General features: G+C 58.9%; 12 protein-coding genes. 5 read left to right on the plus strand and 7 right to left on the minus strand.

The window, feature by feature from the left end:
* Positions 1–69 precede the first annotated feature (69 nt).
* Positions 70–3549 carry a TonB-dependent receptor gene (locus OHL16_RS05195; protein ID WP_263365998.1) on the minus strand — a complete coding sequence of 1160 codons (3480 nt, stop codon included), beginning with the start codon at positions 3547–3549 and terminating at the stop codon, positions 70–72.
* A 281-nt stretch (positions 3550–3830) separates the two neighbouring features.
* Here OHL16_RS05195 and OHL16_RS05200 point away from each other — a divergent pair, with 281 nt between their 5' ends.
* Positions 3831–4592: a sugar phosphate isomerase/epimerase family protein gene (locus tag OHL16_RS05200; RefSeq protein WP_317891029.1), complete on the plus strand. Its 762-nt coding sequence runs from the start codon at positions 3831–3833 to the stop codon at positions 4590–4592.
* 622 nt (positions 4593–5214) lie between these two features.
* Positions 5215–6465 (plus strand): Nramp family divalent metal transporter, encoded by a 1251-nt coding sequence (locus OHL16_RS05205; protein ID WP_263366000.1) that lies wholly within the window; start codon positions 5215–5217, stop codon positions 6463–6465.
* Between the two features lie 7 nt (positions 6466–6472).
* Here the strand turns inward: OHL16_RS05205 and OHL16_RS05210 are convergent, their stop codons facing one another.
* Together OHL16_RS05210 and OHL16_RS05215 are read right to left on the minus strand one after the other, a co-directional pair.
* Positions 6473–6934, minus strand: coding sequence for a (deoxy)nucleoside triphosphate pyrophosphohydrolase (locus OHL16_RS05210; RefSeq protein WP_396127136.1), 462 nt, complete (start codon positions 6932–6934; stop codon positions 6473–6475).
* A 47-nt stretch (positions 6935–6981) separates the two neighbouring features.
* A complete protein-coding gene (locus OHL16_RS05215) occupies positions 6982–7704 on the minus strand; it encodes an HAD family hydrolase (protein WP_263366002.1) in 723 nt (240 codons plus the stop codon).
* Between the two features lie 720 nt (positions 7705–8424).
* Here OHL16_RS05215 and OHL16_RS05220 point away from each other — a divergent pair.
* Entirely contained in the window at positions 8425–8967 is a 543-nt protein-coding gene (locus OHL16_RS05220) for a hypothetical protein (RefSeq protein WP_263366003.1), read from the plus strand.
* Here the strand turns inward: OHL16_RS05220 and OHL16_RS05225 are convergent.
* Complete coding sequence (locus tag OHL16_RS05225) at positions 8954–9991, minus strand: CgeB family protein (RefSeq protein ID WP_263366004.1); 1038 nt, start codon at positions 9989–9991, stop codon at positions 8954–8956. The two genes, OHL16_RS05220 and OHL16_RS05225, sit on opposite strands and share 14 nt — an antisense overlap.
* 231 nt (positions 9992–10222) lie before the next feature.
* Here OHL16_RS05225 and OHL16_RS05230 point away from each other — a divergent pair, with 231 nt between their 5' ends.
* Positions 10223–10957, plus strand: a complete 735-nt coding sequence (locus tag OHL16_RS05230; protein ID WP_263366005.1) for a GntR family transcriptional regulator — start codon at positions 10223–10225, stop codon at positions 10955–10957.
* A 39-nt stretch (positions 10958–10996) separates the two neighbouring features.
* Here OHL16_RS05230 and OHL16_RS05235 read toward each other — a convergent pair whose 3' ends face one another.
* The 3 genes from OHL16_RS05235 to OHL16_RS05245 all read right to left on the minus strand — a co-directional run bounded on the left by OHL16_RS05235 (position 10997) and on the right by OHL16_RS05245 (position 15113).
* Positions 10997–11497, minus strand: a complete 501-nt coding sequence (locus OHL16_RS05235; protein ID WP_263366006.1) for a DoxX family protein — start codon at positions 11495–11497, stop codon at positions 10997–10999.
* 273 nt (positions 11498–11770) lie between these two features.
* A complete protein-coding gene (locus OHL16_RS05240) occupies positions 11771–13054 on the minus strand; it encodes a magnesium transporter MgtE N-terminal domain-containing protein (RefSeq protein WP_263366008.1) in 1284 nt (427 codons plus the stop codon).
* A 7-nt stretch (positions 13055–13061) separates the two neighbouring features.
* Complete coding sequence (locus tag OHL16_RS05245; protein ID WP_263366009.1) at positions 13062–15113, minus strand: M13 family metallopeptidase; 2052 nt, start codon at positions 15111–15113, stop codon at positions 13062–13064.
* 120 nt (positions 15114–15233) lie between these two features.
* Here OHL16_RS05245 and OHL16_RS05250 point away from each other — a divergent pair, with 120 nt between their 5' ends.
* On the plus strand, positions 15234–15761 hold the full coding sequence (locus OHL16_RS05250) for an ATP-binding protein (RefSeq protein WP_317891030.1): 528 nt from the start codon (positions 15234–15236) through the stop codon (positions 15759–15761).
* The last annotated feature ends 11 nt before the right edge of the window (positions 15762–15772 follow it).

Below are 15772 nucleotides of genomic sequence, written 5' to 3' on the forward strand. Positions count from 1 at the left end.
GACCATCATAAAGAACCGGCGGCTGTTCAGAACAGCCGCCGGTCCGGTAAAACGAACAGAACTTCAAACCTAGAAGGAAACGCGTACCGAAGCTTGCAGACTGCGTCCTCCACCAACGCCGTTCACGCTGCCCTGCCCGCTGCCCAGCGTGCTCGTGACCCGCCCAAAGTTTGCTGAGGTGATGATGTTTCCGCTCCCGGCATTCGGATTGTTGAATTGGGGCGTGTTGCTCAGTTGGAAGGCATCGAACCGCGTCTCCACGGCCGCCTCGCGCCAGATCGGGAAGCTCTTGAAAACCGAGAGATTGTCCTGGATGTAGCCCGGGCCATGGAACTGGTTTCTTCCCGTGTTGCCCAGTCCTACATTCTGCGCCGTACATGGCGTCGGGGGAGCGGGACAGCCGCTGGGCTGGCTGAAGGCGGTGACGTCAAGCCAATGTGTATTGGGGCCGATCCCATGCGTGACCCTGTACGTCCCCGTCAGGTTTGCCGTCTGCGCCGTGCCCGGAGTATTCAGGCTGCCAGGGTTCGCATAGACGCTAAACGAAGTGCCCGAAACCGCCGAGATAATGCCGGAAACCTTCCAGCCGCCAAGAGCCACCGCAGCAACCCCAGTGTTGAGACGGCTATGACCGCGCCCGAAAGGCAGCTCATACGTAAAGCTTTGCTCGAAATTGTAAGCGCGATCGAAGTCCAGACGGGCGTAATTTCTGCGTTGGTTGATAAAGAAGATCAGACCGCCATTGTCGCCGCTGTTTGCCGGCGCAACGGTGCCGCTGATGTACCCCAGCGCCTTGCCCCATGTGAAAGCGGAGGTGAAGGCGAGGCCGTTGGAGAAGCGCTTGTTTAGCTGGAGCTGCAGGGATTGAAAGTTGGAGGAGTAGGGGAGAAAGTACTGATTGGTTGCGGCAGTGCGTCCGAAAGCAATATTCTCGGGGATTGACGCTGCGCCACCGCCATAGACGCTGGGAAAATTGATGTTCTGGGCCGCGGAGATATCTACACCGTGGTTCGCCACATAGGCCACCTGGAGCGACATATTGCTCGGCAGGGCCTGCTGTACCGCAACGTTCCAGGACTCGGCATAGGGATTCTTATACTTCAGCGGGATTACAAAGTATTGCTGCGCCAGCAGCGTCTTCGTGTTCGCCGGGATAATTCCGTTAGATGGAATCGGCACGGCTACAGGAGCCGGGAAACCGGCCTCGAAGGTAGCTACTGTCACTCCATCGGCGAGCACCGCAGGCGTGAAGGGCGATGAGCCGACCGGGGTATAGGCGTTGTTTGAGCGGACAGGGTAATTGTACGCATAGACGTTATCGGGAAAAGGCGTGTAGCTCATGCCAAATCCACCGCGGATCACTGTGTTATCAGTCGCGCGGTAAGAGAATCCCGTACGCGGAGCCCAGTAACGATACCGCGTCTCCATCCCCAGGTTGGACGGATTGCCACCGATTCCTGCGATCACCAGTCTATTGTTCACGGGATCATAGTTGGAAAAACCACCCGCCTTCCTTGGTGTGGCGGGAGGGTAGAACTCCCACCGCACTCCCATGTCCACCGTCAGCTTCGATGTCGCCTGCCACTTGTCGCTGGCGAAGGCGAAGAACCACCACTGCCGGTAGGCTGGGAAGTAAGTGTTCACATCGCGGCCCACCTGGCTCGGAACATCGAGCAGGAAGCTGGCGATATCGTTTGCAATGTTCGTCTTGCCACGCAAGTCTGAGGTCTGCGGCTCCGCGAAGGTGTACGCTCCGCGTGGGCTGAAAGTCTGGTCCTGTAGCAGATCGTCGCGAACTCGCCGAAGGTCCACGCCTGCTTTGACCGTATGATTGTGGATAATCTTCGTCCACATATTGACAAAGTCGATGTTCGACTCGCCCCGGATCCACGGCACAGAGGCGGAGTAGCCGATCAGAGGATAGTTCTGGCCCTGCTGACCGAAGAGTCCGTTTCCGATGAAGATACCAACCTGCCCACTGGTGAACTGGTCGATATTGACCCCGGGGATGCCGATCGCTGTCGCATCATTCGACCCAAAATCGCTCGGCTGCGCATTGTTGCGAAGGTGAGCAACGCCGAAGCGCGCCTCGGTGAAGAGAGTCGACGAAAAAACGTGGTCGTAGTTCACACCAACGCTATAGGACTTCTGGTGGCCTGTCCCCTGAAAGCCTCCCCCGCCCGCCGGGCCGCCAAGAAACGATCCAAATGCCGGCGCCTGAAAGGTGATTACCCGCTGCCAGCTATATCGTCCGCTGACGTGATTCCTCTCGTCCAATGTGTAGTTGATCTTGATGTCGAAGCTGTCGGTAGTTTTGGTGAACGGCAGCTTCGTCCCGTAGTTGTTGGTCGGGTTGACCAGATTCCCCTGGTTCTGATTCGGCTGGGCCACTTTCCCGAGTTCCTGCAGGATTCGGAGCGAAACCGGATTGACCCTGCCGATCGGAATCTGGTTATTCGCAAACGGTGTTCGCGGATGCTGAGCCGTTCCGTCACCCGTGGCGGGGTCATAGATCTGTCCCGCACCGCTGGCAAGAGGTCCACTCAGGTCGATAAAGCCCTGTGGATTCGGCGTGTACCAGATTGGCGGAGGAATCGTGAACGTATTGGCGATCTTCTCGTGGTCCGACGTCCGCAAGTAGTCGCCGAAGAAAAAAAGTTTGTCCTTTAGAACCGGACCGCCAATGCTGCCGCCGAAGTAGTTGTAGGAAAGATGTCCCAGTGGCGGACCAAAATATGACCGTGCATTCACATAGTCGTTCTGGATGAACTCAAAGGCCGAGCCATGAAATGAGTTCGTCCCTGACTTGAGAACTACGTTCGTCACGGCGCCGGTGGCGCGCCCAAGCTCGGCATCAAAGTTGTTCGTCGAGATATCGACCGATTGGATAGCCTCCGCCGGAGGAATGATGATCTGCAACAGCCCGGTCCGCTCATCGTCGTCGATGCCTTCGATCTGATACAGGTTTCCGTGCCGCGGCAAGCCATTCGCCTCCGTCTGCAACGCGCCCTGGGCATTGAAGAACTGCGAGTGCTCGTACCTCGCCGGCGCAGTACCCGGAACCAGGTTCAGCAGGGACTGAAAGTTGCGGTTCGTTCCCAGAGGAAGCTCCGCCACCTGACGGGTGTCGAGCTTCGTGCTGATATCGGCGCGGTCGGTCTGGAGCAAAGGCGGCGCAGCTGTCACCAGAACCTCTTCGTTCACACTGCCCGGCACAACCTCGAAGTCGACGCGCGTTGTAGAGTTCAGCAGCACGTCGATGTTCTCGTGGGCGATCTTCTTGAATCCGGCCGCGGTGACCGTCACCGTATAGCTACCCGGCGGCAAACTTGGAACGGTGTAGTTGCCAGTATCATTCGTCACCGCCTCGTAGGTCGTGCCAGTGCCGGTCTCAGTCGCTGTTACGGTGGCCTTGACCACTGACGCACCGGTACTGTCCTGAACCGTTCCCACCAGCGAACCGCTTACGGCCTGCCCCAACAGCATCAGCGTCCCCGAGACAAAGAAAAGGCACACCACCGCCACAACAGCCATCTTCTTTTGCTTCATGGCGACCTCCCGAAAGAACCACAGCTTTCGAACTCGGCCTGAAACGCAGCTGCTTTATTGTTTTGAAGCGGGTACGAAACTTACCACCTCCCCTAGGAACAAGTCAACACAAAAGACGAGGCCATCACCTTCTTTTGACAACAACATCCAACACTGGACGACCACTGATAATCGCCTTTACCATGCGCAACATGACCTTATCCTTGACCCGCCGTAACCTGCTTCGTGGTGGCGCTGTCACCGCAGCCGCGTCAATCCTTCCCAAGCCCGGGAATTTTTTAATGGCCCAACCACTTCCGGAATCCCCTATCCGACTGGGTATTGCGAGTTACACGTTTCGCAAGTTCGACTCAGCCCACCTGATCGACTTCATGAAGCAGCTCAAGACCCCATACCTCAACCTCAAGGACACTCATCTCCCGATGACCCCGCTTGATCAGGTCGCCTCGCGTGCAGCCCAATACCGCGATGCCGGCCTCAAGCTCACCGCCGCTGGAACAATCTACTTCGACAAGGATAACGATGACGACATCCGTTCCAAGTTTGAGTACTGCAAGGCCGCCGGCATCTCCCTCATCGTCGGCGCTCCTACGCGACAGGTGCTTCCGCGTGTTGAAAAGTTTGTGAAGCAGTACGACGTCCGCGTCGGCATACACAACCATGGCCCCGAGGACAAGCAGTGGCCTTCGCCGCTCGACGTCCTCGATGCTGTCAAATCGATGGATCCCCGTATCGGCTGCTGCATTGATGTTGGCCACACAATGCGCACCGGAACAGATGTCGTCGCGGCGATTCGCAAGGTGGGCCCACGGCTCTTCGACGTTCACATGAAGGACCTCGCCGAAAGCAAGGTAAAGGAGAGTCAGGTTGCTGTCGGGGATGGCTTGATGCCCGTCCGCGATATCTTCCGTGCACTTGTCGATATGCGCTATCCCGGATGCGTCGACCTCGAATACGAGATCAACGCCGACGACCCTCTACCCGGCGTCATCAAGAGTTTTGCCTATATGCGCGGGGTCATCGCCGGCATGAACATTCGCTAACTACTGAAGGAGCGCGAACCGCGCGAACAAGGGTCCGCGCTCCGCTACCCTCTTGCAACTTCGACGATCTCAGCGCCGTTCGGAGTCTTTGCGCCGGTGAGCGACGATCCCGTATCCCGGTCTTGCGAGAGCCTCCTTCTGTCGCAAGCTCACTGTTACGCGGATCACGTGCTGCATACGACTCGATCGCGGCAGTCGCACCGTCGCGATCGAGTCGCATTCCATTCTGTGCCGCGAGAGCCAGCGCGACCGTATGGCCAGTTCGATTTCTCGCATCCTCTACTCGAATTTCGTAAAACGTTTAGTTCGGGACCGTTTGGCTCGTCAAAACCTTTTTGCAGATCAGAGCACGATCAGCGTTACGAATCATCGTTAAGTCGGAGGTTCCACTTATTTCTTTTTCTGCTCGAGCAACTATCGGAGATAGCAGTTATAGCCCGCTATAATGAGACCTTTGGTGGGTCGAAGACCTAGAGACGCAACCAGCACAAAGCAGATATCTTCCCTGACACAATGCTTCAGAGTCGGGCGATGATCGCCTGACTCAAACCAGGATGCTCTGAAGAGGCGCACCCTCCTGGTTCGTCTGATATGTTCCTCCAACCGGCGCGAAGGACAAGCAATGACGTGGTGGCGTAGATGGAGAACCCGGCTCATGTTGTTGCTTGCCGTCCTTGGGCCCGGCTTCATCACTGCCAACGTCGACAACGACTCCGGCGGCATCCTTACCTACTCGCAGGCGGGCGCGCAGTATGGCTACACGCTGCTGTGGACGATGATCCCAATCACTCTCGCGCTCATCGTAGTGCAGGAGATGTGCGCGCGCATGGGGGCCGTGACGGGAAAGGGGCTGAGCGACCTTATCCGCGAGGAGTTCGGCCTGCGCATCACCTTCTTCATCATGATCCTTCTGGTGATCGTGAACTTCGGCAACGTGATGGCCGAGTTCTCGGGCATCGCCAGCAGTATGCAACTGTTCCACATCAGCAAGTACATAAGCGTGCCTGCCTGCGCCTTCATCGTGTGGGCGCTCGTCGTCAAGGGCGACTACAAGAGCGTCGAGAAGGTCTTCCTCGTTGCCAGCGTTGTGTACATCGCCTATATCTTCGCCGGAGTTCTCAGCGGGCCGAACTGGCATCTGGCGCTCGTAGAGACGGTGAAGCTGCCTAGGCGCGAGGTCTGGAGTGACAGGAATTACGTCTACATGACGATCGGTGTCATCGGCACGACCATTGCGCCGTGGATGCAGTTTTACCTGCAGTCCTCGATCGTCGAAAAAGGGATCGAGATCAAGCAGTACAAGGCCTCACGGCTGGATGTCATCATCGGCTCGATCTTCACTGACGTCGTCGCGTGGTTCATCATCGTAGTCTGCGCCGCGACGCTGTATACGCACGGGCTGCGCAACATCTCCGAGGCCTCCGACGCTGCCGAGGCGATGAAGCCACTCGCGGGGCAGTACGCCTTCATCCTCTTCGCAGCGGGGCTGTTCAACGCTTCCCTGTTCGCCGCGTCAATTCTGCCGCTCTCGACGGCTTACACGGTGTGCGAGGGCATGGGATTCGAGAGCGGACTGGACAAGGGCTTCCGCGAGGCGAAGTTCTTCTACTGGTTCTATACGCTGCTGCTCGCGTTGGGCGCCGGGGTCGTTCTGGTTCCCAACTTTCCGCTGGTGAAGGTCATCATCGGGTCGCAGGTGCTTAATGGCGTGCTGCTTCCTGTAGTGCTGATCTTCATGCTGAAGCTGATCAACAAGCATGAGCTGATGGGCAAGTACACAAACTCGCGCTGGTTCAATGCCGTGGCCTGGATCACGACGGTGATCGTCATCGGCCTGTCTCTGGTGCTGATGTGGAACCAGATCTCTGGCTGAGCTGAGCTTAGAGCAGCCTGCCTTCCGAGAGGTCCTTGATGAGGCCGAGGTCGGCGGCGAGGAAGTCGTAGCTGGGCAGCGTGTTGAGCGCGGCCCACTGCATGTCATTGAAGATGCGGTTCTCCAGCGCACCGGTGAACTCGTCTACCGCGAAGAACTGCAGGTCGATCGTTCCGCCGTTGCGGTACTTGTGGCGGACGCGGGCGATGCGCTTGCCGATGACGGCGATGATTCCAAGCTCTTCGTTGAGTTCGCGGGCGAGAGCGGTCTCCGGGGTCTCGCCGGGCTCGATCTTGCCTCCGGGGAACTCCCACTTGAGGCTCATCGGCTGATCGGGTTTGCGCTGGCAGATCAGGACCTCAGTGCCAGTCTCAGCCTGGCGCAGAATCAGCGCCGCTACAACGAACCTCACGGGTCTCGGAGCGGCCGGATCGATTTTGTTGTTCAACTTACGAATTCGTTGTTTCACCTATCTCTAGTTTAGACCGCGGTGGGCCGATTAGGGCCCGCGCGGCCTCAGGCCGGGGAGACAGACGCGGGATAGTAAACCGGCCATCCCTCAAAGGTGGCGCGTTCGAGCAGCGCCGGCGAGGGGTTCACCGGAAAGGCGCGGCGGGCGATGGAGAGCATGGCCGCGTCGTGCACCGAGTTGCCGAAGACGGCATCGGGAGCGTTGATTCCGGCCCCTGCGAGGGAGGCTACCTTGCCCTCATCGGTGGGCACGTCGAGAAGCTTGTCGGTGACGAGGCCGTTGCGGATCTCGACGCGCGCGCTGAGGACGCGGTTTGCCGGGATTCCAAAGCGGGTTACGCCCTCTTCGATGACCCAGTCATTGGTGGAGCTGACGGCCCAGATGTCGACTCCTCGGGAATGAAGGTCGGCGATGAGCTGCCGCATCTCGGGGAAGATGTTTCGCTCAATCTGAGCGCTGAAGAAGTCGCTGGCGGCGCGGCGCATCTCGTCTTCGCGAAGGCCCTGGTAGAGCTGAACCATCTCGCCGCAGATGGCGAGTTCCGAGACTTCGCCGCGGAGGTAACCGCGGTAGCGGCGGTCGATCCAGTCGGTCGCCTCGCGGGAGATGAGCCCGGTTTCGATGGACCACTTCATGAAGCCGGAGCCTGCGTCACCGGACCAGAGGGTGCCGTCGCAGTCGAAGACAGCGATGGAGTGGGCAACCTCGTGGACGGCGGCGTGGAACTGCTCAGTGCTCAGGCGGCTGGTGGAGACTGCGTTGCTCACAAAGATGACTCTACTTTCCTAACGCCGTGGCGTTGGTGAAATCTCATTCAATTCCCCGGGAGGTTCCTTTCTATGTTACCTGTTCGGATGGTTCCAAGGATGCTTCTTCGGGGTATCCCCCCCAGTCATATATCGTGCAAAGTATTCAAAACATGATACTTAGGCTTGGACTTCGCATGCAAAGTATTCCATTCAAATGACTTAGCTGCAAGATACTGCTAATGAAGGAGTTATGACTCAAAGAAAATCCCTGTGAATGGGCTTCCTCTGTTTTCGTTCCTGGCTTCCTGCTTCTATTGTAATGGATTGAACGAAACTGCTCTGCCACGTTGAAATGTATTGTTTTGTTATAGATACCTAATTTTGGCGCTTGACAAATTTTCGGTGGAAATCTGGGTACACGCAAGAGCGTTCAGAGTGCGGGATTGGCAAGAGGAAAAGACGGCTGAGGCTGGCGTGTCTGATTCTTCCCACCCTACGGGATGAAACCGCGAAGGGTGGGGCAACTGGCTGCACAAGCAGATTCCTCCGCTTCGCTATTCCACTATGGAATGACAACTAGAACAGAGTTACAAGGGCAACGGCAAAAACCACCGCCAGGGTGGTCTTCCTCTCTTGGTCGATTGCCCGATGTGATAGACTTCACCCCTCCCCACGGGCCAATCGTCAGGCTTTTCCAGCAAGCTTTTCCGTACAACACACAGAGGAGGACCAGCTTCTATGTTTGGCTACGATCATCTTTGGGACAACGGACTTCTTGGGGCGCTGTCGCTGGCCGTGTTGGTGATCTTCACGGTCGCAATCCTCATCGCGATCTACTGCAGTGTGCGTAACAAACCCACGACCAATCCTACGTTCACCTATGTCGCCACAATCATTGCAGGGTTAGTGCTGAGCGTTGCGAGCGGCGTGATAGGCACCCCCGCTAAAGCAGTTCCTCGCACCACGACAACTTCACAGAGTGCTGCACAGGGAGACAAGGACCCCAACATTCAACCTGGGTCAACGAAGGAGGCGTCGGCAAAACTCACGACGAACCAGAGTTCCGAGTTCAGGACGATCTATGCGTGGACCTATGCGTTAGAAGGGCTCGTTTGTTTGCTCGTTGTCATGCTCCCGACTCCGTACACGCATGATCTGGTGAAGAGTGTCGGCTTTTCGACCCTAGGTTTTTTGATAACCGTCGTGAGCAACCTCTCGAGTTCAACCAACCTCGTGAATGATCTGAACAACTCGACGGTACGTCTTGTCATGACTCCATGAGGGTATGCACGCGGTCCAGGATGAGGGCAACCTGACGGTCGTTGTAGTAGCCGTCGCGGTGGGCGCGGGCGTGTCCGGCGGCCGCGATGCGGGTCCGGGCCGCTTCATCCGGGAGGTAGCGGCGGATCTTCCGGGCGAGTTCGTCGAAGTTGGAGAAGAAAACGGCCTCCTCGTCCTCGCGGAAGCGGTCGAGGTGTCCCTGGGAGCGTTCGGCGAGCAGGAAGCCTCCGCAGCCGGCGATCTCAAAGCTCTTGTGGACGAACTCGTCCTGGTTGGAGTGAGTGATGAAGCTGAGGTTGATCTTCGAGCGCCAGATGGCTTCGCGGTATTTTTCCTGATGGAGTTCCCCCTCGCGGTAGAGGGCGGCGAGGTCGGCAGGCGAGAGAGCACGTTGCCAGACGCGCTGGCCGCCGGAGATGGTGACGCCAAACTCGTTGAGCTGGGCGAGACGGACGAGGGTCTGGGCGCGGTCGTCGTAGGGAGTTCCGATGAAGGAGACGTCGCGATCACGGTCCTTGTCGGACCAGGTGGCCGACGGCGGGAAGTGAAGGGTTGGCTCGAAGGCGGTCTGAATCTTGATGACGTCGCGGGCTCCGCGGGCGCGGTAGTCGGCGATGTTCTTGTCGCGCTGGACGACGTGGAGGTCGTACCGGGGGATGCACTTCATGTAGAGCCGCCAGCCGGGGTCCTGGCGGGTGCCGAAGGGGTTGTCGATCATGTAGCTCACGGTGGCGATGCCGAGCGCGCGGAGGCCGTCGAGTGTGCTGGGCTTCATCCAGAGGAGCTTGTCGGCCCAGAGGAGGTCAGGTTTTTCCCGCTGCGCGATGTCGAGAAGGTCGCGGTTGAGGCGATTGACATGAGGACCGGCGGCGAGACGGAAGACAATCTTGTCGAGGAGAGGGTTGCGCGGCAGGTAGTCGAAGAAGTTGAGGGGGATGACCTGGTGGCCAAGCCGTTCCAGCGCCCAGAGGCGGTAGAGCGAGGAATCGTTGGGAGAGAGGCCAGAGGCGTAGAGAATCTTCATTCAGGTTTGATTATCCGATGTGTGTGGGGTGGGGTGGAAGGTGAGGCTGCAAAGTATAGTGGGTCAGTCTCCAGGTTGCCGAGAGGCCAGGAGTTGCCAGCTCACCGACAGATCGGCCCGAACTCTTCAGTAAGTGAAATGCCCTGTTCTCAACAGCTGAAATTTCAACACGCCAAATCGTGCGTGGCTGGCTATCTGAGCTTTATGACGCTACGACGTTATGATGTCTCCATGACGATCGCACAGGATTCTCCTCTTTATTCACACGTCGAGGCGGTCCTCGCCAGCGAGATCACCGATGGCTGCCTCAAGATTGGAGATCAACTGCCGACCGAAGACAGCCTCATTGCGCGATTCGAAGTCAGCCGCATTACTGTTCGCCGGGCTATCCAGAATCTCGTGAATCGCGGTCTCGTCGAGATTCGCCGTGGCAAGGGCACGTTCGTCGCCGCGCCCAAAATTACTCAGGAGCTTACAGAGCTGAGCGGATTTGTGGAAGATATGCAGGCACTTGGCCGCAAGCCAACGGCCCGCGTGATCGGCAAAGACCTTGTGACTGCTGATATGACGGTGGCAGGCCAACTTGCGCTGACAAAGGGCGAGCGCGTCGTCAGAATCCGTCGCGTGCGTCTGGCCGATGGCATTCCCCTCTCCTTCGATGAGACTTACCTCCCCTTGGAGCTCGGCAAAAGAATCATCACCAACAACTTGAAGACCGAGCCTATCTTTTCGCTCCTTGAGCGCAAATATGATGTTCCCCTGATAGAGGCCGAATACAAGTTGGAAGCCGTAGTTGCCGAGGCGGAGGTCGCCGCAGCGCTACGAGTGAAGCCAGGTAGCCCAATCTTCCGCATTGAACGAACCTCGTACTCGACGGGCGGTCGGCCAGTGGACTACGAGAAGCTGTACTACCGAGGCGATCTCGTCCGGTTCGTGACACGCCTGGCCCGAAAAGCCTCGCGATGAGCCATGCTCAGCGGCCCTTCCTTTGGGATATTGAGAATGCTATGTGTTCCTCCTGAGGTAGCCGTCGATCGCCATCGGTCCAGAACCACCGAGGACGAGCGCCGCGAGGCAAGCAAGATAGAGCAGGTCACACTCGTACCCCGGAGGTCCAAACTGAGCACGACCGGAAGTGACGCTTATGATTTTGATGGAACTGAAGCCATAGGGCAGATGGACTGTAAACATCGCGACGAGGAGAATTGCAGTCATCGGCAAACTAACCAAGGGCATCAGAGCTCCCAGTAGAACGGCGAGCCCTCCGAAGAACTCGATCAGAATCGTAAGCCATGCCATGAGATGAGGAGCGGGTACGCCGATTGCATGCAGGATGGCGGCGAATGCTTCAGGGCCTTTAGAGAACTTGGCGAAGCCGTGCTGCATAAAGCCATATCCAACGATCAGCCGGAGCGGAATCGGAGCCCAACGAGCTACTGAGGTTCGATTCAGGCGCACAAAACGACTGCTCCATCCCTGTTCAAATGATTTGCGAAAGTCATTCATGTTCGATTGCTCCTTTTTAATCGTCGCTGTGAACCAAAGCACGCAAAGAAATCTGCGTGTGGCTCGGGATTTCACGACTATATTATGACGTCATAATGTCATCAAAGGTCACGCATCATCTTGGGAAATTTGTACCAGCATATTGACCTCGCTCTCGGGACCTGGAGGTCGCGTGGTCCCGTTCGACTCCGCTCAGGGCAGGCTTCTCCCACTATGGGGCAAACGCGCCGCCTCCGGTCGAGGTGATGTCTTTTGGGATGACCGGCGGGTGCGTCAGTGGGTCTCGCGGAGAAGGGCGATGACCTGTTCGGCGTGGACGACGCCGACGAGATGCTGGTCTTCGTCGACGACAGGCAGCGAACGGAGATTGTACTTGTCGAAGAGCTCGGCGACCTTGCGGCCGCTGGCGTCGGTGCCGCAGGTGACGAGATGCCCGTGAGGGACCGCGGCGAGCGGGGTTTGTGGCGGGGAGAGCAGCATGCGGACGACGGGAACAATGCCTGTGATGCGTTCCTCTTTGTCGAGGAGATAGATGTCGGTGATGAGGTCGAGGTCTCCCTCAAAGGAGGCAAGGGCGTTAAGGGCGTCGGAGACATTGGCAGCCTCAGGGACCGCGACGTACTCGGTGGTCATGCGGCCAGCGGCGGAGTTGCCGGAGAACTCGAGGAGTTCTTCGACCTCCTCGCGCTCTTCGGGCTCCATCTTCTCCAGGATGGCCTCGGAGCGGTCTTCGGGGAGCTTGTTGAGAAGATCGGCGGCGGCGCCGGGGTCCATCTCCTCGACGATGTCGGCGACCTGGCCGGAGTCGAGGGACTCGAGGAGGGACTTCTGCAGCTTGGGCTCGACCTCTTCGAGCGTCTCAGCGGCGACCTCCTCGTCGAGCGAGGTGAAGAGGGCGTGGCGCTCGGGCGGGGCAAGGTCTTCGAGGATGTCGGCGAGGTCGGAGGGGTGTATCTGGGAGAGGCGGTCCTGATCGACTTTGAGTCGGACACGGCGCGAGGGGTCGATCAGATCGACGAAGTCCCAGGGGATGACGCTTGGTGTGATGCGCTGGGCGAGGCTCTCGACCGCGGCGCGGGGCAGACCTTTGAGCAGACGGCGGACGGCTCCTCGAGCGCCGACCTCGACCTCGGTGATGCGGAGGCTGAGAGGGGCGTGGTTGCCACCGTTTCCGTTGGGCTCACCGTTGTGCTCCCAGACGAGATCGACATCGTTGACGCGTACGACTTTGTGACCGTGGACGTCGATGATCTGCTGGTCGAGCAGGTCGCGTTCGAGCAGGACGAGCGCGGGGTCGTCGGGCAGCGGCCGGAGCTGGGCGCCGGGATGGAGTTTGAGGCCGTCGGGGGTGAGCTCGAGGTCTTCGACGGCGACCGAGTTGGCGGCGGCGTCGAGCGCAGGGCCGGAGAGCTTCGGCAGGAGACTGCTGACGCGGGAAGGATCGAGCGCGGGGCGTACGACGAGTTCGCGCACACGGCCGAGCAGGACTCCGCTGGCGTCGAGGACTGGCGTGCCGAGCAGGGCGGAGGCTGTCGTCTTCTGGGCGAGTTTCGTCATAGGCCGCTTACCAGACTTTACACACCTTTTGCTTGACCATGGGCTGGCTGACTTTGCAGCCGAAAGCGGTGGCGAACTCCGGCATATTGCTGACGATGCCGTTGATGCGCGCGAAGCCAGGAGAATGCGGGTCGGTAAGGGCTTGCAGGCGGCGGCTGGCCTCGCGGGTATTCTCGCAGGCCCACTGGGCGAAGCCGATGAAGAAGCGCTGGTCGGGGGTGAAGCCGTCGACAGGCTTGAGCCGCTGGTTTTCGATGGTCTTTTGCCATGCGATGTATGCGAGGAGGGTTCCGCCCAGGTCGGCGACGTCTTCGCCGCTGGTGAGCTTGCTGTTGATGTGGATGTCGTCGACGACGATGTAGTTCGCGAACTGGTTGCGGAGGCAGTTGATGCGGTCTTCGAAGCCCTGCGCGTCTTCTTTGGTCCACCAGTCCTTGAGGTTGCCCTGGGCGTCAAACTGACGGCCTTCGTCGTCGAAGCCGTGGGTGAGCTCATGGCCGATGGTGGAGCCGGTGTTGCCGTAGTTGGGGGCGTCGTCGGACTTCGGGTCGTAGAGCGGCGGCTGGAGGACGCCTGCCGGGAAGTTGATGTCGTTCATCTGCGGATCGTAGTAGGCGTTGACGGTGGGCGGCGTCATTCCCCACTCGGTGCGGTCGACGGGCTTGCCGACTTTGGCCCATTGGCGGTTGGACTCAAATTGCGTGGCGCGGACGACGTCGCCAAAGTAGTCGCCGGGCCTGATGTCGAGCTTTGAGTAGTCGCGCCACTTGTCGGGATAGCCGATTTTGTTGCGGATGGCGTGAAGCTTGCGGAGGGCCTCGACTTTGGTGGTGGGGCTCATCCAGTCGAGGCGCTCGATCTCGGACTGCATGGCCTGCTCGATCTGGTCGGTCATGAGGAGGGTCTTCTGGCGGGTTTCTGGCGAGAAGGTGCGGCGGACGAACTCCTGGCCGAGGGCCTCGCCGAGGTTGTGATCGACACCGCGGACGCAGCGCTTCCAGCGCGGAGGCATCTGCTCGGTGCCGCGCAGGTAGTGGCTGTAGAAGTCAAAGCTGGCGGTCTCAAAGGGAGAAGAGAGCGACGGGGCCGCAGCGGTGAGGACGTGAAAGCGAAGATAGACCTTGAGCGCGGGGAGCGGTTCGGTGCTCAGGACAGAACTCAGGGTCTTCTGGAAGTCGGGCTGGGTGACGTTGAGCGAGGAGACGGCCTGCGCTCCCTGCGCGGCGAGGTAAGCGGGCCAGGAGACGGCAGGGTTGATCTTCTCAAGATCGGCGACGGACATGCTGTGGTAGAGCTTGTAGGGGTCGCGCCGCTCAACGAGGGTGAGAGAGGCTTTGGCGAGGGTGGTCTCGATGCGGAGGATGGTGGCGGCATCCTGTGTGGCCTGGGCAGAGGACTCGCCGGAGAGGGTGAGGATTCTGGTGATGTAGGCGAGGTATTTCTGACGAGTCTCCTCGCTCTTGGGGTCGGTCTTGACGTAGTAGTCGCGGTCGGGGAGGCCGAGGCCGCCGGCCCCGACTTCGGCGATCATCTGGCTGGAGTCGCCGGGGTCCTGCGTGGGGCCTGCGTCGAAGAAGAAGGTCCCCATCATGCGGCTGTTGAGCGGGCCGATATAGGCTATGAGCGCCTTGCGGTCGCGGAGCTTGTCGATAGCGTCGAGCTCGGGCCGGATAGGCGAGATGCCGCGCTTGTCGATGGCGGCGGTGTCCATGCAGGCGGCGAAGTAGTCGCCGATCTTCTGCTGATTGGGAGTGCGGTTTGTGGCTTTAGCGTCGTCCGCGAGGATTCCCCAGAGGAACTGCTGATTATCATTGGCGAGCTTGGCGTAGACGCTCCAGTTGGACTGGTCGGCGGGGATGGGATTCTTCTTCATCCAGCCTCCGCAAGTGAAGCGGTAGAAGTCGTCACAAGGGTTGACGGAACGATCGAGCGATGTGAGGTCCAGACTCGGCGAGTAGGGCATGGAATCGAGCGGCGTAGCTGGCTGCTGAGCGAAGAGTGAGGCAGGCGTGGAGGCGTATAGAAGGCCAATAAGAAGTGGGGCTAAAAGGGTCCGCATTCGTGTCATACCTTGTGTTGGCATGTTAGCGCAGCGCAAGGCTAACTTGCCGCATTTGCAACGAGAGCGCAATAATCGCGAAAGGAAGGTGTGATGGTGCCCAAGAGAGATACTGCATCCTTGACATTCGAGGTTTCCACAAGCACACTGCCAACATTGCTGTTGTCCGCTGCTGGCGACGCACAGACAAAGAGTGCAAGGACTGCTTTGGCCGATCCCACGACAAGCCGCGTCAGCTTCACACTGGATTCGACACTGGAAAGCGTCAACAAGATTGAGCAGACGGCGGAACAGTGCGCGCAGCGGGCCGGGTTCGACGAGGACACAATTCCCCATATTGCAATGGCAGTGCGGGAGGCCGCGGTGAACGCTGTTTTGCACGGCAATGCCTACGACACGCGCAAGCACATTATGGCGTCGTTTGAGACGACCTCGGATGCTCTGATCATCCGGATCACCGACCAGGGCCCGGGGCTCGATCCGGAGACTCTTCCGGACCCTCTGGCACCGGAAAATATCCTTCGCGGATCGGGTCGAGGCATCTTTCTTATCAGGGCCTTCATGGATGAGGTAAACTTTCGCCAGTTACATCCAGGCACAGAATTGACTCTCATTAAGTACCGCACACCCGCGCAGCCGGGTTCCTAAGGAGAACAGGA

Source organism: Edaphobacter bradus (genome assembly GCF_025685645.1).
Classification (GTDB): domain Bacteria; phylum Acidobacteriota; class Terriglobia; order Terriglobales; family Acidobacteriaceae; genus Edaphobacter; species Edaphobacter bradus.